The 20,299-nt window shown below is 72.2% G+C and carries 21 protein-coding genes; 11 read left to right on the top strand and 10 right to left on the bottom strand.

From position 1 onward, the window contains the following. Positions 1–36 precede the first annotated feature (36 nt). The 6 genes from ABZX30_RS30365 to ABZX30_RS30340 form a co-directional block, all read right to left on the bottom strand. Entirely contained in the window at positions 37–627 is a 591-nt protein-coding gene (locus tag ABZX30_RS30365) for an ATP/GTP-binding protein (protein WP_355939102.1), read from the bottom strand. Continuing rightward, positions 608–1,006, bottom strand: coding sequence for a DUF742 domain-containing protein (locus ABZX30_RS30360; protein WP_355939099.1), 399 nt, complete (start codon positions 1,004–1,006; stop codon positions 608–610). Before ABZX30_RS30360 ends, ABZX30_RS30365 begins: the two co-directional genes overlap by 20 nt. Then, complete coding sequence (locus ABZX30_RS30355; RefSeq protein WP_355939096.1) at positions 1,003–1,449, bottom strand: roadblock/LC7 domain-containing protein; 447 nt, start codon at positions 1,447–1,449, stop codon at positions 1,003–1,005. The genes ABZX30_RS30360 and ABZX30_RS30355 overlap by 4 nt, the downstream gene beginning before the upstream one ends. After that, a complete protein-coding gene (locus ABZX30_RS30350) occupies positions 1,446–3,875 on the bottom strand; it encodes a nitrate- and nitrite sensing domain-containing protein (RefSeq protein WP_355939093.1) in 2,430 nt (809 codons plus the stop codon). Before ABZX30_RS30350 ends, ABZX30_RS30355 begins: the two co-directional genes overlap by 4 nt. Before the next feature lie 429 nt (positions 3,876–4,304). Next, entirely contained in the window at positions 4,305–4,610 is a 306-nt protein-coding gene (locus ABZX30_RS30345) for a small hydrophobic protein (RefSeq protein WP_355939090.1), read from the bottom strand. A 475-nt stretch (positions 4,611–5,085) separates the two neighbouring features. Further along, positions 5,086–6,702 carry an MFS transporter gene (locus ABZX30_RS30340; protein WP_355939087.1) on the bottom strand — a complete coding sequence of 539 codons (1,617 nt, stop codon included), beginning with the start codon at positions 6,700–6,702 and terminating at the stop codon, positions 5,086–5,088. Between the two features lie 63 nt (positions 6,703–6,765). Between ABZX30_RS30340 and ABZX30_RS30335 the strand changes: the two genes are divergently transcribed. From ABZX30_RS30335 to ABZX30_RS30325, 3 genes are all read left to right on the top strand, one after another. After that, positions 6,766–7,419, top strand: coding sequence for a TetR family transcriptional regulator (locus tag ABZX30_RS30335; protein WP_355939084.1), 654 nt, complete (start codon positions 6,766–6,768; stop codon positions 7,417–7,419). Positions 7,420–7,480: 61 nt separating this feature from the next. Next, positions 7,481–8,698, top strand: a complete 1,218-nt coding sequence (locus tag ABZX30_RS30330; protein ID WP_355939081.1) for an alpha/beta hydrolase — start codon at positions 7,481–7,483, stop codon at positions 8,696–8,698. A gap of 67 nt (positions 8,699–8,765) precedes the next feature. Further along, positions 8,766–9,617, top strand: a complete 852-nt coding sequence (locus tag ABZX30_RS30325) for a DUF4429 domain-containing protein (protein ID WP_355939078.1) — start codon at positions 8,766–8,768, stop codon at positions 9,615–9,617. 64 nt (positions 9,618–9,681) lie between these two features. On the opposite strand, the gene ABZX30_RS30320 is transcribed toward ABZX30_RS30325, so the two are convergent. Both ABZX30_RS30320 and ABZX30_RS30315 read right to left on the bottom strand, forming a co-directional pair. After that, complete coding sequence (locus ABZX30_RS30320) at positions 9,682–10,698, bottom strand: aldo/keto reductase (protein WP_355939076.1); 1,017 nt, start codon at positions 10,696–10,698, stop codon at positions 9,682–9,684. Then, positions 10,695–11,165, bottom strand: a complete 471-nt coding sequence (locus ABZX30_RS30315) for a MerR family transcriptional regulator (RefSeq protein WP_355939073.1) — start codon at positions 11,163–11,165, stop codon at positions 10,695–10,697. The genes ABZX30_RS30320 and ABZX30_RS30315 overlap by 4 nt, the downstream gene beginning before the upstream one ends. Before the next feature lie 96 nt (positions 11,166–11,261). On the opposite strand from ABZX30_RS30315, the gene ABZX30_RS30310 reads away from it, so the two are divergent. Beyond that, on the top strand, positions 11,262–11,753 hold the full coding sequence (locus tag ABZX30_RS30310; protein ID WP_355939070.1) for a GNAT family N-acetyltransferase: 492 nt from the start codon (positions 11,262–11,264) through the stop codon (positions 11,751–11,753). A 10-nt stretch (positions 11,754–11,763) separates the two neighbouring features. Next, on the top strand, positions 11,764–12,594 hold the full coding sequence (locus ABZX30_RS30305) for a serine hydrolase domain-containing protein (protein ID WP_355939067.1): 831 nt from the start codon (positions 11,764–11,766) through the stop codon (positions 12,592–12,594). 158 nt (positions 12,595–12,752) lie between these two features. Here the strand turns inward: ABZX30_RS30305 and ABZX30_RS30300 are convergent, their stop codons facing one another. Continuing rightward, entirely contained in the window at positions 12,753–13,421 is a 669-nt protein-coding gene (locus ABZX30_RS30300; RefSeq protein ID WP_355939064.1) for a pirin family protein, read from the bottom strand. A gap of 50 nt (positions 13,422–13,471) precedes the next feature. Here ABZX30_RS30300 and ABZX30_RS30295 point away from each other — a divergent pair, with 50 nt between their 5' ends. The 5 genes from ABZX30_RS30295 to fabF all read left to right on the top strand — a co-directional run bounded on the left by ABZX30_RS30295 (position 13,472) and on the right by fabF (position 18,393). After that, a complete protein-coding gene (locus ABZX30_RS30295; RefSeq protein ID WP_355939062.1) occupies positions 13,472–14,677 on the top strand; it encodes a helix-turn-helix domain-containing protein in 1,206 nt (401 codons plus the stop codon). A gap of 89 nt (positions 14,678–14,766) precedes the next feature. Further along, a complete protein-coding gene (locus ABZX30_RS30290) occupies positions 14,767–15,705 on the top strand; it encodes an ACP S-malonyltransferase (RefSeq protein ID WP_355939059.1) in 939 nt (312 codons plus the stop codon). A 9-nt stretch (positions 15,706–15,714) separates the two neighbouring features. Further along, positions 15,715–16,716, top strand: a complete 1,002-nt coding sequence (locus tag ABZX30_RS30285) for a ketoacyl-ACP synthase III (RefSeq protein ID WP_355939057.1) — start codon at positions 15,715–15,717, stop codon at positions 16,714–16,716. 79 nt (positions 16,717–16,795) lie between these two features. Next, entirely contained in the window at positions 16,796–17,044 is a 249-nt protein-coding gene (locus ABZX30_RS30280) for an acyl carrier protein (protein ID WP_015660680.1), read from the top strand. Between the two features lie 86 nt (positions 17,045–17,130). Continuing rightward, positions 17,131–18,393, top strand: a complete 1,263-nt coding sequence (gene fabF, locus ABZX30_RS30275) for a beta-ketoacyl-ACP synthase II (RefSeq protein ID WP_355939053.1) — start codon at positions 17,131–17,133, stop codon at positions 18,391–18,393. Between the two features lie 116 nt (positions 18,394–18,509). Here fabF and ABZX30_RS30270 read toward each other — a convergent pair whose 3' ends face one another. After that, complete coding sequence (locus tag ABZX30_RS30270) at positions 18,510–19,004, bottom strand: DUF3145 domain-containing protein (RefSeq protein WP_355939050.1); 495 nt, start codon at positions 19,002–19,004, stop codon at positions 18,510–18,512. A gap of 256 nt (positions 19,005–19,260) precedes the next feature. Here ABZX30_RS30270 and ABZX30_RS30265 point away from each other — a divergent pair, with 256 nt between their 5' ends. Continuing rightward, on the top strand, positions 19,261–20,154 hold the full coding sequence (locus tag ABZX30_RS30265) for an SGNH/GDSL hydrolase family protein (RefSeq protein WP_355939047.1): 894 nt from the start codon (positions 19,261–19,263) through the stop codon (positions 20,152–20,154). Positions 20,155–20,299 lie beyond the last annotated feature (145 nt).

The following is a 20,299-nucleotide window of genomic DNA, read 5'->3' as shown; positions in this document are numbered from 1 at the left end:
CCACGACGCCCCGGTGGGAGGCGGCACGGGCAGGGATCACACGGCCGGTTCGGGTGCGGCGTGGCGGGCCATGAGGTGTTCGATCAGGGCCAGCAGCACGTCCCGGCCTTCGGCCCGCTCGCGCGCGTCACACATCACCAGGGGGACCTGGGGATCCAGGTCCAGGGCGGTGCGGACCTCCTCGAGCGTGCGGTCGCGGACGTTGTGGAAGCAGTTGACCGCGACGACGAACGGGATGCCCCGGCTCTCAAAAAAGTCAATGGAGGCGAAGCTGACCTCCAGGCGCCGGGTGTCGGCCAGGACCACGGCTCCCAGGGCGCCGTGCACCAGGTCGTTCCACATGAACCAGAAGCGTTCCTGACCGGGGGTGCCGAAGAGATAGACCACGAGCTGGTCGCTGACGGTGATGCGCCCGAAGTCCAGGGCCACGGTGGTGGTGGTCTTGGCGTCGACGCCGAGGAGGTCGTCCACGCCCACGCTGGCGCGGGTCAGGTATTCCTCGGTGTGCAGGGGGGCGACCTCGCTGACCGCGCCGACCAGGGTGGTCTTGCCCACCCCGAAGCCACCGGCGACCAGGATCTTCACGGCCTGGGCCGTGTCTGCCGGATCAGAGCCCGCGGAGCCCATTTCTCACCGCCTCCAGGAGTGTCATGTCGGGGAGTGCGCCGTTCTGCGCGAAGGACAGGGGTGGCCGGGCCCGTACGCGGCCGGCGTCGACCAGGTCCCCGATCAGGATCTTGGTCACCGATACCGGCAGGTCCAGCTCGGCGGCGATCTCGGCCACCGCGACGGGCCCGCGGGCGCACAGCCGCAGGACGGTGCGGTGTTCCGGCTGCAGCGCGTACCTGTCGGCCGTGGACTCCGTGCCGGACGGGGGCAGGGCCGAGATGAGAGTGATCAGGGTCAGGTCGTCACGGCCGGCGGTGGTGCGGCCGCCGGTGATGGTGTACGGGCGGACCAGCGGTTCGTCGGCGTCGTCGTCCAGGTCCTCCGTCCAGTGCCTCATAGGTCGGCCCCGGGACCGGCGGCCGGTGACGGGCCGGCCCCCGGGGCGCGTACGTCGGTGCCCAGCTTCTGGCCCACCTGCTGGACCAGGGTGTGCATGGCGACCGCCATCACCTCGGCGTCGACCTCCTGGGAGGCGATCACGGCCAGGTGGGTGCCGCGGCCGGCGGAGGTGACGAAGAGCCACAGGTCGGCCATCTCGACGATGACCTGGTGGACCGGGCCTCCGTGGAAGAGCTGTCCGACCCCGCGGGCCAGGCTCTGCTGACCGGTGGCGACCGCGGCCAGGCGCTCGGCGTCGGAGCGCTCGATGGTTTTCGAGCGGCTGATCACCAGGCCGTCGTCGGACAGCACGATGGCGTGCCGGGTGCCCGCCACCTGGTCGACCAGTCCGTCCAGGAGCCAGTCCAGATCTGCGTCGGTGGCGATGGTTCGCTGAGTCATCCTCGGTCTTCCGTCGTGGGCGGTTCGGGCTGGTCGGTGCTGGGCGCGGACAGCGGTGCGCCGAGGGCGCGGTTCTTGCGCGACTGCCGCTGGAAGGCGCCGATGGTCGCGCCGGAACGGGCCGGCGCGGTGGAGGGAGCCACGGCGGCCTCGGGGGACGGCGCCCGCAGTTCCGGCACCAGGCTGGCCTGGCGGGTCCGGCGGGGCAGCGAGGCGGGACCCCTCAGCGGGTCCGGCGGGGCCGTCGGGGCCGGCTCCGCGGTGACGTCGGCCATCGCCTGTCCTCGCGACCGTGTCGGCAGGTCGTCCGGGCCGTCCGGGAGGGGGTGGCCGTCCGGGCCCTGGTGGCCGTCCGCGGCAGCGGAGTCGACGGGCCGGCGCGGCAGGGGGACGGGGACACCGGCGTCGTGCCGCGGCAGGCCGCCGGCCTCGTCGGGCACCGACCGGGGCCGCTCGGCCACGAGGTCCTGGGGGACGAGGACGATGACGCGGGTGCCGCCGAACGCCGACGGCCGCAGTTCCACCTGCAGGCCCAGGCTCGCCGACAGGCGGGCCACCACGTACAGGCCGAGGCGCGCGTCGTCGGCGCGGGTCATCACGTCCAGCTGCGGAGGCGACTGCATCAGCGCGTTGACGGCCTCGTACTGCTCGGCCTCCATGCCCAGTCCGCGGTCCTCGATCTCCACCGCGACGCCCCGGCTGACCGGGGCCGCCTTGATCTCCACCGGAGCCGGCGGCTTGGAGAACGCGGTCGCGTTCTCCATCAGCTCGGCCAGGATGTGGATCAGCGGTCCCACCGCCCGCTCGGAGATCCACGGCCGGCCTTCGACGTCGATCGCGATGCGCCGGTAGTCCTGGACCTCGCCCTGCGCCGCGCGCAGGACGTCCAGCAGGGGCACCGGTCTGCGCCAGCGGCGCCGCGGCTGGCCGCCGCCGAGGATCACCAGGTTCTCCTCGTAGCGCCGCAGCCGGGCGGTGAGGTGGTCCAGGTCGAACAGGCCCTCCAGCACCTCCGGGTTCTCGTGCTTGCGCTCCAGCTCGTCCAGCTTCTTCAGCTGAAGGCCGATCAGCAGCTGGGTGCGGCGCGCGATGCGCTGGAGCAGCCGCTCGAAGCCACGGTGCTGTTCCGCCTGGCGCACCGCGGTGTCCACCGCACTGCGGCTGGCCAGGTTCAGCGCCCGGCTCACCTCGCCGAGTTCGTCCCCCGCCGGCACGAACTCCGGCACCTCGGCGTCCACGTCGACGTCCTCGCCCCGTTCGAGCCGGGCGACCACGTGCGGCAGCCGCTGCCCCAGGTCCTGCGCCTGGTCGCGCACGGCCGTGATCCGCCGGCGCAGCATCCGGGTGAGCCGCCAGGTCACCAGCACGACGAGGCCGACGCCGAGCAGGCCCAGGGCCGCGGAGGCGTACAGGTAGGTCTGCAGCCGCCGCACCTCGGCGGCACCGGCGGCGTCGGCGACCTGCTTGTGCACGCCGAGGAACCGCTCCAGTTGGTGCACCGAGCCGTCCGTCGCCGTCCGCCACTCGGAGCGGGCCCGCGGCAGCGCCCCGCCGTCGGCGGTCTGCAGCCGCCCCTCCAGCGCGATCCGCGTCTTCCACGCCTTGCTCGAGGTGATCGCGGCGTACGCCTTCCTCTCCGCCGGGGCGAGGTTCGGCACCACGCGGGACTCCAGCAGGTACTCCTGGGTGCCGATGGCGTCGGTGAGCAGGTCGTACTCCTCGGCCGACAGCCGGCCCGACGCCCAGCCGCGGGCCAGCACCGAGTCCTCGCGGTTGATCATCTGCAGAACGCCGGCCAGGTCGTACAGGACCTGCGACAGCGTGTTCACCTCGCCGTTGACGCCGCGGGACAGCGTGGCGAAGACGTCGATGGTGGTGTCGACGGCATCGGTGTAGTAGGCGAACGCCTGGTCCTCGGTGACGGTGCCGGCGTCGACCGCGCGGCGCTTCTCGGCGAGCCCGCCGGTCACCCGCACCGTCCGGGCGAGCGCGTCGGCCAGGCCCTGCTGGCCGTAGCTGGTGTCCAGCGCGGTCAGCGACCGTACCCCGCGCACCGCCCGGTCGGTGACCGCGCGCTGCTTGGTCAGGGCCGCACGGGACGCCCGGGGCGAGGCCAGCGCCTCCTCGGTCAGCCGGCGCTCTCGGTCCAGGGCGCCCACCAGTGCCGCGTTGGCCGGGCCCACGGCCAGGCTCAGGTCCTGCTGGGCCGCCTGTTTCCGGTACTGGTCGCCCAGTTGATACGTGGCCAGGCCCCACAGGGCGACCAGCGCCACGCTCGGCACGAGCAGCAGCACCAGCAGCACCGTGCGCAGGGGCAGACGGCGTCCGCCGGCCGCCCAGGGCTGCTTGTCCGCCGGATCCGTTCGTCGGCGGCCGGCCCGCGCGCTGTCCGTTCGGCGCCGTCCGACCCTGCTCAATCCGCTCACGCGCAGGACACTCTCCTCAACACTGCTCGGCCGCACTTGTGACGAGAATGCGCCAGACAGTAACGGTGGGTGGCTTGATATTAGCCATACAAGAGGAAGAGTCGAAAGATCAGGTGCACACCTGAACGCAGCACCAAGAAACGGACCTGGCGATCCGCGGCAGAGGCTGCCTCGCGCCTGGCCGCACGATCGCGGTCGGGGCGAGGCTCCAGGAGCGGCGGCAGACGGAGGTCATCGCCCATCCGACCGAGGAGATCCGGGTGTTGAGGGCGGAGGTCGCGACGCCGGCCTCGCGGGAGCGGTGAGGAGCAGCCGCGCCGAGCGGCCGGGCGGGCCGAGGCCGGGCCGGGCGGGCCGAGGGGATGGCGCGGGGGTGGATCGCGCGGCCCCCGGCACCGCCGGGGTTCCGCCGCGTCCACCCCTGCCGCCTCAGAAGAACCCGTTGCCCATCGTCGCCGGCCCGGCCAGCCAGACGAGGGCCAGCAGAGTGTCGATGGCACCCAGGACAACGGCCACCAGGGCCGGGATGTTGCGGTCGGAGGACCACTGACGGCCCATGGAGAGCCAGCCGCAGACGACTGCGACCGGGCCCAGGATGATGCCCAGGACGAAGAAACCGGCGATCGCGCAGATGCAGCCGATGATCCCGAGCGTGGCGCGGTCCGGCCTGCTCCGCTGCCCCATCCGGCCGCGTGAACGGGGGTACCCGCGTGTTCCGTGCCCGAAGCCCGCCATCATCAACTCCTCGACTGTCGTGGACCATTCGGGTTCGGAAGTGCGGGTACCCCGGTTCCGCGTCCACAGACCTGCGCGCCGCCCCCCTCCAGCAGCGCGCCGCGGCCCGGGTGTCCTCCCATGCCCTGCGGAGGACTTGACCCACTGTCACCTGCGGCGCGTGCCGGGGCGAGGAATCTTGAGCGGAGTCACCCTGACAGGGGAACTCCGCCCGGAAGGGCGGTGAGGCCGTCAGGGCCCTGGGGGCCTGTCTGACGATTCCCGTCGTCGCCCGGAGGGCGGCCGCGCGGCGTCAGGTGCGTGCTCCGGGGCCCCCGGCCGAAGGCTGGGGGAGCGCCGGGCCTGCACCCACGTACGGGATGTACCCGGGTGTGTGCCCGGTGCCCGGGTGTATGCCCGGTGCGGCGAGTGGGGGCACCCCCGCTGGGGGAGCGTGCCGGGCGTCACGCGGCAGACGGGAACTGTCAGACACCCCCTAGATGTGGCCCACCCCCGCGCCCGCCTCCGCGTTCGTGCCGCGCTTGGTGAGCAGGGCGACCAGCACGGCCGCCGCGGCCACGCCCGCCGCGACCAGGGACGCCAGGCTCATGCCGGAGATGAAGGTGTCGTGCGCGACGGCGGTGATCTTCTCGACCAGCGGCTGCGGCGTGCCCTCGGCCACCGGCGCCACCCCGACCTGGACCGCCTCGGAGGCCTGGTCCAGCTGGGCGGGGGTGAGCCGGGGCAGCCCCGCGCCGGTCCAGTTGCCCGGCAGGTCGCTGTCGACCTTGGAGGCCATCACGGCGCCCAGCACGGCCGTGCCGAGGCTGCCGCCGATCTGCATCGCGGCCTGCTGGAGACCGCCGGCCACGCCGGAGAGCTCCATCGGGGCGTTGCCGACGATGACCTCCGTGGCGCCGACCATGACGGGCGCGAGGCCGAGGCCCAGCAGGGCGAACCAGAGGGACATGACGGCGCTGCCGGTGTCCGTCCGCAGCGTGGACATGCCGTACATGGCGATCGCGGTGGCCACCATGCCGCCGGCGAGCGGGACGCGCGGGCCCAGCTTGGTGATCATGGCGCCGGCCAGCGGGGAGCCGACGATCATCATCCCGGTGAGCGGGAGCAGGTGGAGACCGGCGTCGATCGGGCTCATCCCGTGCACGTTCTGGAGGTAGAACGTGACGAAGAACAGGCCGCCCATGAACGCGATGGCCATCAGCACCATCAGCACCACGCCCGCCGACAGCGGCACCGAGCGGAACAGGCCCAGCGGGATCAGCGGCTCCCTCACCTTGGTCTCCCAGAAGGAGAACACCGCGAAGAGCAGGACGGAACCGGCGATGAAGGCCCCTGTCCTGCCGTCGCCCCAGCCCCAGGCGGGAGCCTTGATGAGCGCCCAGACCAGGCAGAACATCGCGCCGGAGAGCAGGGCGATGCCGAAGACGTCGAAGGAGCGGGGCGCGTTCTCCGCCCGGTGGTCCAGCAGGATCAGCAGACCGAGGGTGAGGGCGATCAGACCGACCGGCACGTTGATGAAGAACACCGACTGCCAGTTGACGTGCTCGACCAGGACACCGCCGAGGATCGGGCCGCCCGCGGTGGAGGCGCCGATGACCATGCCCCAGATGCCGATCGCCATGTTGAGCTTGTCGGCCGGGAAGGTGGCCCGCAGCAGGCCGAGGGCGGCCGGCATCAGCAGCGCGCCGAACAGGCCCTGGAACACGCGGAAGGTGACGACCGCGGCGATACTGCCGGACAGGCCGATGGCGCCCGAGGCCGCTGCGAAGCCGACGACGCCGACGAGGAAGGTCTGCCGGTGGCCGAACCGGTCGCCGAGCTTGCCCGCGGTGATCAGGGACACCGCGAGCGCGAGGAAGTAACCGTTGGTGATCCACTGGACCTGCGCGAAGGTGGCGCCGAGGTCCTTCTGGATGGCCGGGTTGGCGATCGCCACGATGGTGCCGTCGAGGGCCACCATCATGACGCCCACGGCCACGGTGATCAGGGTGAACCACGGGTGACCGCGCAGCCCGCCGGCCGGGCTCGGGTCCGACGGGGCTGCCGGTGCGTTGTCCCCCGGCCCCGTCGAGTCGATGGTCTGACTAGTCATATGGGCGAGGCTAATGTCAGCCACTGACAATTGACAAAACATTTCAGTTACGGGGAGAAGCACATGAGTGAAGCGGGACTGCGCGAGCGCAAGAAACGGCGCACCCGGGACGCCCTGCTGCACACCGCGCTCGAACTGTTCCTCACCCAGGGCTACGAGCGCACGACCGTCGACGAGATCGCCGAGGCCGTCGGCGTCTCGCAGCGCACCTTCTTCCGCTACTTCGGCGGCAAGGAGGACGCGGCCTTCTTCGTCACCCGGCTCGCGGAGTCGCACTACGTCCGGGCCGTGCGCGAACGCCCACCGCACGAAGCCCCGCTGGAGGCGCTGCGGCAGGCCGTCCTGGCGAGCTGGGACACCATCGGGGAGGCCATCGAGCAGGTCGTCCCGGTCGAACTCCATCTACGCGCCTACCGGATGATCGAGGCCACGCCCGCTCTGCTCGCCGTCCACCTGCGACGCCAGGAGGAACTCGAGGAGGAGATCGCGAGGATCGTCGCCGAGCGCGAGGGCCTCGACGTGGACGCCGACCCGCGCCCGCGCCTCCTGGTGGCCCTGTTCGGCGGCGTGATGCGCGTCACCCAACGGACCTGGTCGGTGGGCGAGGAGTGCAGCATCGAGGCGATCCGCGAGCTCACCGCCGCCTACCTGGACCAGGTGGGGCCCGCGCTGACCGGGAACTGGCGATCTACTCGACTTCCCCGTCACGGCCGCTGAAACGTGATCCCTGTCACTCGGTTACCGCGAGACCCTCCCGTTCTCCTAGTGTGTCCTCCCAGTGACTTCTTTCGAGACCTCCCCGCAACTCAACGTCTGGCGCGCGCTGCTCGCCCTGGCCGTCGTGTTCGTGATGCTCGCGACCACCGGCTGGACCGCCCTGCGCGGGCAGCGGGAGGCCGGCCCCCTCCAGGCCTCGCTCTCCGCCTGGGAGCACGGCCGCATCGGCGGGCACCGGCTGCCGGACCCGGACGAGGGGCCCGCCCGGCTCGCCGGCTTCTTCGCCTCGCTCACCGCACGGCAGCGGGCCGGTCTCGCCCACAGCTACCCGCTCGCGGTCGGCAACATGAACGGCGCCCCCGTCGACCTGCGCTACCGGGCCAACCGCATCGCGCTGAAGCAGCAGCGCGAGGTCGAGAAGAAGCGCATGCACGACAGCCGGCTCTCCCCCGCCGGGCAGCAGCAGGCGGGCCGGCGCATGCACCGCTACGAGTCGCTCATGAGCGGCGGCCGGCAGATCCTCGCCTTCGACCCCGACGGCTCGGGCCGGATCGCCGAGGCGTTCGGCGACCTCGCCGGGGCCGACCGGATCTCCGTCGTCGTCCCCGGCGTCGACACCGACCTGCTCACCTTCCAGCGGACGAACCGCAGGTACACCGCGCCGGTCGGCATGGCCGAGGCACTGTACGCGGCCGAGCGCACCGAGAGCCCCACGACCCGTACGGCCGTGATCGCCTGGGCCGACTACACCGCGCCCAGCGGGCTCGGCGTGGACGCCGCCACGGCGATGCGCGCCGAGGACGGCGCCGTACGCCTGAACGCACTGCTGCGCGCGCTGCCCGGCAGCACACCCGTCACCATGTTCTGCCACAGCTACGGCTCCGTGCTGTGCGGGGTGGCCGCCCACGCCATGCCGCCCCGGGTGGCCGACATAGCCGTGGCCGCCAGCCCCGGAATGCGCGCCTCCCAGGCCTCGCGCCTGGGCACGCGGGCGCGGGTATGGGCCATGCGGGACGCCTCCGACTGGATCCAGGACGTGCCGTACCTCGAGGTCGGCGGGCTCGGGCACGGCGCCGACCCGGTCTCCGCCGCGTTCGGCGCGCGGGTGCTGTCGGCGCGGGACGCCGAGGGGCACGCCGGTTATTTCGAGCCGGGCACGGACAGCCTGCGCAACCTCGCCGACATCGGCGTCGGCGCGTACGACGCGGTGCGGTGCGCCCATGACGATGAGGGGTGCCGGGCGGATTTGTCCGGTACGACGACGGCCGGACGCGCGTAGAGACAGCAGGAAGTGCGGTCCGCACGGGGAGGGACGTGAGGAGCCGGTGCCGCTTACGATGAGCCGCATGGGTGACGTACTGGCCGGATTTCATGCCGCCTGGGAGTTCGAGTCCGACTCCGTGCTCATCCGTTACGAACGGGGGATTCGAACACCCAAGCTGTTCCAGGCCCTGGGCGAACGGCGCATCCCCCTGGCGGCGCTCGAAGACGTGACCCTCACTCCGGGCCGGCGCGGGAAGGTCGTGCTGCGGGCCGTGCCCCGCCCCGGTGCCGATCCGCTGATCGAGGCGGCGGCCGGGCAGCTGAAGGAGGCCTACGACCCGTACCGGCTGGTGCTGCCCGCCGGGCGGGAGACGCTCGCCGAGTACTACGCGGACGAGCTGCGGGGACGACTGACCGGGTCCGGGCCGGTGGACCGGCACCTGGTGGCGGCGCCCTCGGGGCCGTTGCAGTTCAAGGCGTACGACGGCAAGGCGTTCTTCGACGGCACCTCGGTACGGTTCCAGTGGTTCTGGACGGGCGCGTCCACGGCCAAGTGGAAGGCCGGCGACCAGATCTTCCCGGTCGCCGACCTGAACGGCGTCGAGTGGCACTCGCCCGAGGTCCTCGAGGGCCACCTCCGCCTCGTCACCCGCCACTCGGCGACCGAGCCGCCCGCGCCGCCGGACCAGGATCCGGCGGCCGTGGTGTTCGGGCTGGGCTACGGGCCCGTCCACGAGTCCCTGCCGTTCGCCGCCGCCGTGCTGGCGGCGGTGCGGGAGCGGCGGCCGGGGGCCGCGGTGTCCTCCGCGGCGGGGCGCCGGGATCCCGCCGACATCGCGGAGCGGATCCGGCACCTCGGGGAGTTGCACCAGGCGGGGCTGGTGACGGACGAGGAGTTCTCCTCCAAGAAGGCGGAGCTCCTCGCGGAGCTCTAGTAGGGCTTCGTCAGGTAGCCCTACCAGCGGGGTGCGACCGCTCGCCTGCCGGACGCGGCGTCGCTCACTCCCGGCCCGCCGATGCGAAGGACATGTCCGGGTAGCGGTCCCCCGCGACCCTGGCGGCTATCGGCTCCAGCAGGGCGAGTTCCTCCCGCGTCAGGACGATCCTCGTCGCCGTGACGTTCTCCTCCACCCGGTGCCGCTTGGTCGTGCCCGGTATCGGGACCACCGGCAGGCCGTGGACGGCGGCACGCTGCTGGGTCCAGGCGAGGGCGACCTGGGCGAGGGAGACGCCGTGGGTGGCGGCGATCTCACGGACCGGCTCCAGGAGGGCCGCGTTGGCCGCAGCGTTCTCGCCGGTGAAGCGGGGCTGCTGGCGGCGGAAGTCGCCGGCCGTCAGGTCCCGCTCGGCGCTGGTGAAGGAGCCCGTGAGGAAGCCGCGGCCGAGGGGCGAGTACGGGACGAGGGCCACGCCCAGTTCGCGGGCCGCCGGTACCACGTTCGCCTCGATGTCGCGGCTGAACAACGACCACTCCGACTGCACGGCGGCGATCGGGTGCACCCCCTGGGCGGCGCGCAGCTCGCCGGCGGTGATCTCGCTCAGCCCGAGGTGCTTGACCTTGCCCTCGCGCACCAGCTCGGCCATCGTGCCGACGGTCTCCTCGATGGGGACGTTCACGTCCCGGCGGTGCATGTAGTAGAGGTCGATCACGTCGACGTCCAGCCGCCTCAGACTGGCCTCGACCGCCTGGCGGATGTACGGCGGGTCGTTGCGGATGACCCGCCGGGTCGGATCGTCCGGCGGGATCGACAGGGCGAACTTGGTGGCGATCACCACCTCGTCGCGGTGCGCCTTGAAGAACGACGAGAGGAACTTCTCGTTCTCCCCCACGCCGTAGGCGTCCGCCGTGTCGTACAGCGTCACCCCCAGCTCCAGCGCCCGTTCCAGCGCGGCCCTGGACTCCCCCGCGTCGGCGGGGCCGTAGGCGAAGCTCATGCCCATGCAGCCGAGGCCCTGTACGCCGACCTCCGGCCCGCCTTCGCCGAGCCGTGCCGTCGCGATCCTGGCGTCGGTCATCGAGTGGTCCCCTCCTGAGCGTAGAAACTGATCTTCCGGTCGAGCACGGAGAGCGTGTCCCGCAGTTCGGCGATCCGCGCCAGCACGTCCCGGCGGGTCGACTCCAGCAGGTCGCGCCGCTCCGCGTAGGTGCTCTCGCCCTCGCGCACCAGTTCGGCGTACCGGACCATGTCGGCGACCGGCATGCCGGTCAGCCGCAGCTTGGTCACGAAGTCCAGCCAGTCCAGGTCGCGGTTGCAGTAGCGGCGCTGGCCGGTGTGCGAGCGGTCGATGTGGGACATCAGGCCGATCCGCTCGTACCAGCGCAGGGTGTGGGCGGTGAGGCCGGTGAAGGCCACGACCTCGCTGATCGTGTATCTGTCCTGGCCGTCGGGGCGGGGGTGCCGCCGTGGTGCGGCGGAGCAGATGTCGGCGGGGTGGGCCGCTTCTCGCTCGGTGGCCGCTGGCATGGTCTGCATCACCGTCATGGCCCCCACGCTATGGCCTTGGAGTGCACTCCAAGCAAGCGGATCCGGCAAGAAATCCGGAGACGGGCCGGGCGCGCGGTCGTTACCGTGCGGGCCATGAGTCTTGTACGCCGTGCCTCGCTCGAGGACGCCGCCGAAGTGCTGCGGCTGCGTCAGGTCATGATCGACTCCGTCTTCGCGACGGAGCCGCAGGACGAGAGCGCCACCGACTGGCACGAGGAGTCCCTGCCGACCCTGCGGGCCCGGCTCGCCGCGCCCGCAGGGGACTTCGCGGCCTTCGTCGTCGACCACCCCGACCGGCCGGGGGCACTGGCCGCGCTGGCGGCGGGAACGCTGGAGTACCGGATCGGGCGGGCCGGCAACCCGCACGGACGGGTCGGGCACGTCTTCAGCGTCGCCACCGACCCGGACGCACGGCGCCGGGGATATGCGCGCGCGTGCATGGAGGAGCTGCTCGACTGGTTCCGCGAGCGGGGCGCCGTGCAGGTCGACCTGAACGCGTCCGCCGAGGCCGAGCCGCTGTACGCGGCGCTGGGCTTCGTGCGCAAGCCCGACCCCTCGATGCGGCTGGTCCTGCGACCGGCTTAGGCTCGGGGGCATGTCGCTGAACAGCCTCGCGTCCATCGAGAACTGGCCCGTGCCCACCGCCGCGGCGGGTGTCGTACGGGCCGACGGCACGGTCCTCGGGACCCACGGGCCCGCCGGGCGGCGCTTCCCACTGGCCTCGGTCACCAAGCCGCTGGCCGCGTACGCCGCGCTCGTCGCGTACGAGGAAGGGGCGGTCGAGCTCGACGAACCGGCGGGGCCGCCCGGCTCGACCGTCCGCCACCTGCTCGCGCACACCTCGGGGCTGGCCTTCGACGAGCACCGCGTGACCGCGCCGGCCGGGGAGCGGCGGCTGTACTCCAACGCCGGGTTCGAGCAGTTGGGGGAGCACGTCGCCAGGGCGACGGACATTCCCTTCGCGGAGTACCTGCGGCAGGCGGTGCTGGAGCCGCTGGGGATGGCCTCGACGTCGCTGGAGGGCACCCGCTCCCCCGCGAAGGACGGCGTCTCGACCGTGGAGGACCTGCTGCGGTTCGCGGCCGAGGTGCAGGCGCCGCGGCTGCTGGACCCGCGGACGGTGGCCGAGGCGATGACGGTGCAGTATCCGGGGACGAAGGGTGTGCTGCCCGGGTACGGGCACCAGAACCCCAACGACTGGGGGCTGGGGTTCGAGATCCGGGACTCCAAGTCCCCGCACTGGACGGGTGCTTCGTCCTCGCCGCGTACGTTCGGTCACTTCGGGCAGTCCGGCACGTTCCTGTGGGTCGACCCGGTGGCGGGGGCGGCGGCGGTCGCCCTGACCGATCGCGCGTTCGGTTCCTGGGCGATCGAGGCGTGGCCGGCCCTCACGGACGCGGTGCTGGCGGAGCTGCGCGCCGCCTGACGTCGGGGGCCAGGCACTCGAACCACACCGTCTTGCCGGGTCCGTCGGGACGGACGGTGACGCCCCACCGGTCGGTGACGGCGTCCAAACAACGAGGCCCGAACAGCGGAATCGATCACACGATCAGGGCGGTCCCTCGGCCCCGCCACCGTGTCCGCTCACCCTGCTGTCATCTCCCAGAGCAGGACCTCCGCTCCGGTCACCGCCGTCAGTCCCATGTCCCCGGCCCCCACGATCCGCGCGGAATCGCCCGGCCCCAGTTCCTCGCCGCCCAGCCGGATTTCACCCCGGACCACGTGCGCGTACACGTACGCCGCGTCGGGGACCGCCGTGCGCTCGCCCCGCGCCAGGCGGCGTACGTGGAGCACGGCCCCGGCCTCGGGGACGGCGTACGGCGTGGAGTCGGCGATGCCGTGGACGACCTCGTAGGACGGGGCGCCGCCGGGCGTGCGCGGGGCCAGCCACATCTGGAGGAAGGTGAGGGGCACGGCCGCGGCGTTGCACTCCACGTGGCGGACGCCCGATGCCGCGCTCAGGCGCTGGACGTCGCCGGGGCGGACGACCGTCTCGTGGCCGGTGGAGTCGCGGTGGGTCAGTTCGCCCTCGACGACCCAGGTGACGATCTCCGTGTGGCTGTGCGGGTGCTCGTCGAAGCCGGCGCCGGGGGCGAGCCGCTCCTCGTTGCAGGCGATGACCGCGCCGAAGCGGAGGTTGTCGGGGTCGTAGTGCGGGCCGAAGGAGAAGGCGTGGCGGGAGTCGATGCCGGCCTGGGCGTCGCCCCCGTGATAGCGCTGCGCGGCGCGTCTTACGTCGATCACGTGCACCACCGTAGACCCGGCGGCGCACCCGCCCGTCCCGATAAGGCAGTCTTGTCCACGTGCCCGAACCAGAAACCCGCAAGACCGAACACGCGAAGCCCGATGTCCACCCGCACCAAGGGACCCTGAGGCGGCTGGAGAAGTCCTCCGGGAGTCTCGCCGCGCAGGCCATCGCACGGATGGACGAGACCCTGCCGTGGTACCGGGCGATGCCTCCGGAGAACCGTTCCTGGATCGGGCTGGTGGCCCAGGCGGGTATCGCCGCGTTCACCGAGTGGTTCCGGCACCCGGACGCGCCCCAGGCGATCTCCACGGACGTCTTCGGGACGGCGCCCCGCGAGCTGACCCGGGCCATCACGCTGCGGCAGACCGTGGAGATGGTGCGGACGACCATCGAGGTCATGGAGAGCGCCATCGACGAGGTGGCGGCCCCGGGCGACGAGAGGGTGCTGAGGGAGGCGCTGCTGGTCTACGCCCGGGAGATCGCCTTCGCCACCGCCCAGGTGTACGCCCAGGCCGCCGAGGCACGCGGTGCCTGGGACGCGCGGCTGGAGTCGCTGGTCGTGAACGCGGTGCTCAGCGGGGAGGCCGACGAGGGGGCCCTCAGCAGGGCCGCGGCGCTGGGCTGGAATTCCCCCGAGCACGTGTGCGTGGTGCTGGGCACCGCCCCCGACGGGGACAGCGAGCTGACCGTGGAGGCCATCCGGCGGGCCGCGCGCCACGCCAAGCTCCAGGTGCTGACGGGGGTGCTCGGGGACCGACTGGTCGTCATCGCGGGCGGCAGCGACCATCCGCTGGCCGTGGCCCGCTCGCTGATCGGGCCGTTCGCCGCGGGGCCGGTCGTCGCGGGCCCGGTGGTGCCCGACCTGCTGGCCGCGACCCGGTCCGCGCAGGCCGCGGCGGCCGGACTGAAGGCGTGTTCGGCGTGGCAGGACGCGCCGCGGCCGGTGTTGGCGGACGATCTGCTTCCGGAGCGCGCGATCGCCGGCGATCCCGGGGCGCGCGAACAGTTGGTGGAGGAGATCTACAGACCGCTGGAGGAAGCCGGGTCGGCGCTCCTGGAAACCCTGAGTGTCTACCTGGAGCAGGCGAGCAGTCTGGAAGGAGCGGCGCGCATGCTTTTCGTTCACCCGAACACCGTGCGCTACCGGCTCCGACGTGTGACTGACGTCACCGGTTGGTCGCCCTCCGATGTACGATCCGCGTTCACGCTGCGGATCGCGCTCATCCTGGGGCGTCTGGCCGATGGGGATGCGCAACCCTAGGATTTTGTCGGAGGTCAACAAAACCCCCTGCCGTTCTTCGTCCCTGTCCTCACGGGCGGCCGTGGCCGTCCCCAAGAGAGAGTGTGAGAGTGCTCGTACTCGTCGCTCCCGGCCAAGGCGCCCAGACGCCCGGCTTCCTGACTCCCTGGCTCGAACTGCCCGGCGCCGCCGACCGTGTCGCCGCCTGGTCGGACGCCATCGGACTGGACCTCGCCCACTACGGCACCCAGGCCGACGCGGACGCCATCCGCGACACCGCCGTGGCCCAGCCGCTGCTGGTCGCGGCCGGGATCCTGTCCGCCGCGGCACTCGGTGTCGCCACCCCCGCGGCCGACGCGGCGGGGCTCCCGGGCGCGGTCGCCGGCCACAGCGTCGGCGAGATCACCGCGGCCGCCTTCGCGGGCGTCCTCGACGACACCGCCGCGCTGGGCCTCGTCCGCAGGCGCGGCCTGGCCATGGCGGAGGCGGCGGCGATCACCGAGACCGGCATGTCGGCGCTGCTCGGCGGCGACCCGGAGGTGTCCGTCGCGCACCTGGAGAAGCTCGGCCTGACCCCGGCGAACATCAACGGCGCGGGCCAGATCGTCGCCGCGGGCACGCTGGAGCAGCTGGCCGCGCTGAACGAGGACAAGCCCGAGGGCGTCCGCAAGGTCGTCCCGCTGAAGGTCGCCGGCGCCTTCCACACGCACCACATGGCCCCCGCGGTCGAGACCCTCGCCAAGGCCGCCGCGGCCCTGGAGCCGGCCGACCCGAAGGTCACATACGTCTCCAACAAGGACGGGCACACCGTCGCCTCCGGCCCCGAGGTGCTCGAACGGCTGGTGGGTCAGGTCGCCAACCCGGTCCGCTGGGACCTGTGCATGGAGACCTTCAAGGAGCTCGGCGTCACCGCGCTGATCGAGGTGTGCCCCGGCGGCACGCTGACCGGCCTGGCCAAGCGCGCCCTGCCCGGCGTGCGGACGCTCGCCCTGAAGACCCCCGACGACCTCGAAGCGGCCCGCGAGCTCATCTCCGAGCACGGCGCCTAAGGAGCCCCGATGGCGAAGATCAAGCCCAGCAAGGGCGCCCCGTACGCGCGCATCCTCGGTGTGGGCGGCTACCGCCCGACCCGGGTGGTGCCCAACGAGGTGATCCTCGAGACGATCGACTCGTCCGACGAGTGGATCCGCTCGCGCTCCGGCATCGAGACCCGGCACTGGGCGAACGACGAGGAGACCGTCGCCGCCATGTCGGTCGAGGCGTCCGGCAAGGCCATCGCCGACGCCGGGATCTCCGCCGAGCAGATCGGCGGTGTGATCGTCTCGACCGTCTCGCACTTCAAGCAGACCCCGGCCGTCGCGACCGAGATCGCCGACAAGCTCGGCACGGCCAAGGCCGCGGCCTTCGACATCTCGGCGGGCTGCGCGGGCTTCGGCTACGGCCTCACCCTCGCCAAGGGCATGATCGTCGAGGGCTCCGCCGAGTACGTGCTCGTCATCGGCGTCGAGCGGCTGTCCGACCTGACCGACCTGGAGGACCGGGCGACGGCCTTCCTGTTCGGTGACGGCGCGGGCGCGGTCGTGGTGGGCCCGTCGCAGGAGCCCGCGATCGGCCCGACCGTCTGGGGCTCGGAGGGCGACAAGTCCGAGACCATCAAGCAGACCGTGCCCTGGACGGACTACCGGGCCGGCACGGTGGAGAAGTTCCCCGCGATCACCCAGGAAGGCCAGGCGGTGTTCCGCTGGGCCGTGTTCGAGATGGCGAAGGTCGCCCAACAGGCACTGGACGCGGCCGGCATCACCCCGGACGACCTGGACGTCTTCATTCCGCACCAGGCCAACGAGCGGATCATCGACTCGATGGTGAAGACGCTGAAGCTGCCGGAGCACGTCACGGTCGCCCGTGACGTGCGCACCACCGGCAACACCTCGGCCGCCTCGATCCCGCTCGCGATGGAGCGGCTCCTGGCGACCGGCGAGGCGAAGAGCGGCGACACCGCACTCGTCATCGGATTCGGGGCGGGTCTCGTCTACGCCGCGACGGTCGTTACCCTCCCCTAGGCACTCCGTGCCGGATCATGCGTCCGGTGCGGTACACATCGCCACAACCCGTCTGGATATCTAAGAAGGAGCGCCTGACATGGCCGCCACTCAGGAAGAGATCGTCGCCGGTCTCGCCGACATCGTGAACGAGATCGCCGGCATCCCGGTTGAGGACGTCCAGCTGGACAAGTCCTTCACCGACGACCTGGACGTCGACTCGCTGTCCATGGTCGAGGTCGTCGTCGCCGCCGAGGAGCGCTTCGACGTGAAGATCCCGGACGAGGACGTCAAGAACCTCAAGACCGTCGGCGACGCGACCGACTACATCCTCAAGCACCAGGCCTGAGCCTCGCTCGGGTCACCAGGCTGCTAGGCCCCGCCACCCGGCGGTGGCGCCGCTGAATCCCCAATACCGTTGGAGAAAGAATTCCCGTGAGCCCGACCAATCGCACCGTGGTCGTCACCGGTATCGGCGCAACCACACCGCTGGGTGGCGACGCAGCCTCGTTCTGGGAGGCCCTGGTCGCCGGCCAGTCCGGCGTCAGCCTCCTGGAGCAGGACTGGGCGGCCGACCTGCCGGTGAGGATCGCCGCGCAGATCGCCGTCGAACCGGGCGAGATCATCCCCCGCCCGCAGGCCCGGAAGCTGGACCGGTCCGCGCAGTTCGCGCTGATCGCCGCTCAGGAGGCCTGGAAGGACGCCGGTTTCACCGCCAAGGCCGGTGAGGACGCGTCCGTGAACCCCGACCGGCTGGGCACGGTCATCGCCTCCGGCATCGGCGGTGTGACGACCCTGCTCGACCAGTACGACGTGCTGAAGGAGAAGGGCGTACGCCGGGTCTCCCCGCACACCGTGCCGATGCTGATGCCCAACTCCCCGGCGGCCAACGTCGGCATCGAACTGGGCGCCCGCGCCGGTGTGCACACCCCGGTCTCGGCCTGCGCCTCGGGCGCGGAGGCCATCGGCTACGCCATCGAGATGATCCGCACCGGCCGCGCCGACGTCGTCGTCGCCGGCGGCACGGAGGCGGCCATCCACCCGCTGCCGATCGTCGCGTTCGGCAACATGATGGCGATGTCCAAGAACAACGACGACCCGCAGGGCGCCTCGCGCCCGTACGACTCCGGCCGCGACGGCTTCGTCCTGGGCGAGGGCGCGGGCGTGATCGTCCTGGAGTCCGAGGAGCACGCGAAGGCCCGCGGCGCCCGGATCTACGTCGAGGCCGTCGGCCAGGGCATCTCCTCCGACAGCCACCACATCACCCAGCCCGAGCCGTCCGGCAACGGCATCGCGCACGCACTCCAGAACCTGCTGGACAACAGCGACCTCAAGCCGGCCGAGATCGTGCACGTGAACGCGCACGCCACGTCGACGCCGCAGGGTGACGTCGCGGAGATCAAGGCGCTGCGGAAGGTCTTCGGCGACGACGTCGACCACATGGCGATCTCCGCGACCAAGTCGATGACGGGTCACCTGCTCGGTGGCGCGGGCGGCATCGAGACGGTCGCGTCGATCCTCGCCCTGACCAAGCGGGTGGCCCCGCCGACGATCAACCTCGACGAGCTCGACCCCGAGGTCAACGCGGACGTGGTGCGCGGTGAGGCCCGTCAGCTGCCGGAGGGCCGGATCGCCGTGCTGAACGACTCGTTCGGCTTCGGCGGGCACAACGTGGTGCTGGCGTTCAGGACGATCTGACCGATCTGACGGACGCCGTACGCAAGGAGAGGGCCCCCACCGGCCGGTGGGGGCCCTCTCCGCGTGCCGGGCGGGATCCGGGCGGGGAGATCCGGGCGGGGATCACCCCGCAGAGGTCACACCACCTGGTGCAGCCAGCGCACCGGGGCCCCCTCGCCCGCGTACCGGAACGGCTCGAGCTCGTCGTCCCACGGCTTGCCCAGGAGCTTGGCGATCTCCGCCTCCAGGTCCGTCTCGCCGCTCTGGGAGCGGGTCAGCGCCGCGCGCAGACGGTCCTCGGGGATGAGGATGTCGCCATGGATGCCGGTGACGGCGTGGAAGATGCCGAGGTCGGGGGTGCAGCTGTAGCGCTCACCCTCGGCGGTGGGGCAGGGCTCGGCAGTGACCTCGAAGCGCAGCAGGTGCCAGCCGCGCAGCGCCGAGGCGAGCTTGGAGGCGGTGCCGACCTGGCCCTGCCAGGAGAACTCCGAGCGCCAGGTGCCAGGGGCCGCGGGCTGCCGGATCCAGTCGAGGCTGACCCGGGTGCCCAGCACCCCGGCGACGGCCCACTCGACGTGCGGGCACAGCGCGCGCGGCGCGGAGTGCACGTACAGAACTCCACGTGTCGTCACCGGAACCTCCGGGCAGAGCGGGACATCTTGCTGGCTGACCGGCGGCCCTGGTACGACGGCCGCCTTGATGGCGAGGCTACCGTGCGGCGGGGCAAGGAGTGTGACGTACCGTCGGTCCCAGTGCCCAGAAACGCCGCCCATTCACCCAGGGGGACGCTTGTACGGGTGTGAGCCGTTCCATGCCACCTGTCGGGAACCCTGACGCGTTGTGATGGGTTGGGGACCATGACGGCACGACAAGGGGAGCGACCTGGGCATGCGATACCGACGCCGGCGTTCACGGGCCGCTCTCTGCGTCGTACTGGCGGCGGTCCTGGGGGCCGCCGGCTGTGACGCCCTGGGCGGCGAGTCCCCGGCGCCGGACGGCACCCGGGCGAAGGCTTCCAGGCCGGCCCCGGTGTGGGACCGCAGCCCCTCCTCGATCGCCGCCGTCGGCGACTCCATCACCCGCGGCTTCGACGCGTGCACGGTGCTGTCGGACTGCCCCGAGGTGTCCTGGGCCACCGGCACCAGCGCGCAGGTCGACAGCCTCGCGGTACGGCTGCTGGGGCGGTCCGGGGCGGCCGAGCGCAGCTGGAACTACGCGGTGACCGGCGCCCGGATGGGGGACCTGCCGGGGCAGATGGCCCAGGCGGTCACCCGCAAGCCCCAGCTGGTGACGGTGATGGCCGGGGCGAACGACGCCTGCCGGGCGACGCCCTCGGCGATGACCTCGGTGGCCGCCTTCCGGGCCTCCTTCGAGGAGGCGATGGGCATCCTGCGCCAGGCGCTGCCGAAGGCGCAGGTGTACGTGGCGAGCGTGCCGAACCTGAAGCGGCTGTGGTCCGAGGGCCGGACGAACCCGCTGGGCAAGCAGGTGTGGAAGCTCGGCATCTGCCCGTCGATGCTGGGCGACGCCGACGACCTGACCAGCACGGCGACCCTGCGCCGGGACACGGTGCAGCAGCGGGTGGAGGCCTACAACAAGGTGCTCGAGGAGGTCTGCGCCAAGGACCGGCGGTGCCGCTTCGACGGGAACGCCGTCTTCGACTACCGCTTCGGCACCGGGCAGCTGAGCCGCTGGGACTGGTTCCACCCGAGCACGGACGGCCAGGCCCGGCTGGCGGCCATCGCGTACCGGACGGTCACTGCGGGGGAGCCGGGCACCTAGTGCCCCGGCAGGCGACGTTCGCCCCGTCGCGACACCCGGCACGCTCCCCCCAGAGGGGGTGCCCCCACTCGCCGCACCGGCCGGAAGCCCACGTACGTCCAGTACGAGGGCTTCCGGCCGGCACTCCCCCACCCTGCGGCCGGGG

This window comes from Streptomyces sp. NPDC004542 (assembly GCF_040610035.1).
Taxonomy (GTDB): domain Bacteria; phylum Actinomycetota; class Actinomycetes; order Streptomycetales; family Streptomycetaceae; genus Streptomyces.
Note: the sequence above shows the minus strand (reverse complement) of the source record. Positions and strands in the feature narration are given on the sequence as shown.